Origin of the sequence: Armatimonas sp. (assembly GCF_043760365.1) — a bacterium.
GTDB lineage: Bacteria > Armatimonadota > Armatimonadia > Armatimonadales > Armatimonadaceae > Armatimonas.
The window spans coordinates 1-1555 of sequence record NZ_JAYUPA010000563.1 but is presented as its reverse complement, the minus strand read 5'-3'; the positions used below and the strand labels follow the sequence as shown (position 1 = coordinate 1555).

The 1555-nt window shown below is 56.3% G+C and carries 2 protein-coding genes; both read left to right on the top strand.

Annotation, left to right across the window (positions count from 1 at the left end; translation table 11 throughout):
* Positions 1-107 precede the first annotated feature (107 nt).
* On the top strand, positions 108-335 hold the full coding sequence (locus ACH2EH_RS12870) for a hypothetical protein (protein WP_395142260.1): 228 nt from the start codon (positions 108-110) through the stop codon (positions 333-335).
* Positions 332-1078, top strand: a complete 747-nt coding sequence (locus tag ACH2EH_RS12865) for a zeta toxin family protein (protein WP_395142258.1) — start codon at positions 332-334, stop codon at positions 1076-1078. The genes ACH2EH_RS12870 and ACH2EH_RS12865 overlap by 4 nt, the downstream gene beginning before the upstream one ends.
* Positions 1079-1555: the final 477 nt, after the last annotated feature.

Here is a 1555-nt window from a genome sequence, read left to right as displayed (position 1 = left end):
GCGCTTCAATCTGATCTGTGCCATCTACAACTATGAGTACGTGACTCATAAAATTGAGAAAGATCCGCCGCCGCCATGACTTTTGCAAGAGGTATAATAGGGGCACCATGAAGATTTCGGAAGAGAGTCTCAACTATCTGGAAGCCCATATCCCTGAGCTTGCGGATGCGGCGATTAAGCAAGCCTACTGGGCGGCTCTTACCTCAGGCAGTAGCGTCATCGAGGCGCGTGAGGGGGCCCTGGTCGAGGTTTTCCCGGATGGAACCTGCAAGACGATCAAGAGCCTGCCCCATCCAACACGGGTGGCAGTGGGCCAGCAGCTCCAGCGCCGATGAATCTGGAGCCGCCTCGCCTGCGCATGTTCGCCGGGCCCAATGGCTCCGGAAAGAGCACCATCAAGTCGGTCATTCGGCCCGAGCTGCTGGGGATCTACATCAATCCTGATGAGATTGAGAAAGAGATCGCCCGCCGAGACTTCCTGAACCTGAAAAACTATGGGATCGAGAGCACGGAGGAAGAGATACTCCCCTTCTTTCGCGAGTCCATGCTCCTTGCCAAGGCAGATCTCCTCGATGAGGCACACGCACTCCGATTCAACGATAACTTGCTTTCGTTCTGGGAGGTGAGTGTGAACGCTTATTTCGCATCGGTAGCCGCCGACTTTATCCGGCAGAAGCTTATCGAGCGGGGAACGTCGTTTACCTTTGAGACAGTCATGTCCTCGCCTGACAAAGTGGAGCTTCTCCGCAAGGCGCAGCGGCGTGGCTACCGCACGTATCTTTACTATGTCGCCACAGAAGATCCACTCATCAATATCTCCCGCGTGCGCCACCGGGTGAAGATGGGCGGCCATCCCGTCCCGGAAGATAAGATCGTCAGCCGCTACCACCGCTCCCTAGAGCTGCTCTCCGAGGCGATCCGCTACTCGAACCGTGCCTACATCTTTGATAACTCCCGCCATGAGCGTATCTGGATCGCGGAGATCACCGATGGCGTTACTCTGGAGTTGAAAACGGATTCCCTGCCCGGCTGGTTCGAGAAGGCTGTCTGGAACCCGTTCCAGCAGAGTAGAGGATGATCCCGGCATCACTTTCCAAGTTTTTTGCAAAGCCTGCTCATCTTTCTAAATTTATGGTATCTTTCTTTAAAAGATGAACCCAGCAGACTATACCAATACACATGCAGGGCGGGTTGTCCAGACGCCGCAGGGCTACGCGGCTTTTGTGCCTGCCTTCCTGTAGCCTGACCTGGTCTATGCTCCCACACTGGCGCTCTCGCGCTCAGTTGCTGCTATCTCCGAGCTGGCGGGGCTAGGGCGCACACTTCCCAATCCCCGTTTGCCTATCCTTCAGCGGTTTTGCACCAGTTTCAATCCTCACCCGGCCCGAAGACCGGGTGCAACTTGCTATCATACGAGCACCTCAAACTTCCACCCCTGTTTCAATCCTCACCCGGCCCGAAGACCGGGTGCAACGGCAAACCGCTTGCACTGCTCGGAGCAACGGCAGGTTTCAATCCTCACCCGGCCCGAAGACCGGGTGCAACGGGCCGCGAC

Coding starts and splice junctions, on each gene's coding strand:
- ACH2EH_RS12870 (WP_395142260.1), top strand. CDS start 108: ATGAAGATTTCGGAAGAGAGTCTCAACTATCTGGAAGCCCATATCCCT.
- ACH2EH_RS12865 (WP_395142258.1), top strand. CDS start 332: ATGAATCTGGAGCCGCCTCGCCTGCGCATGTTCGCCGGGCCCAATGGC.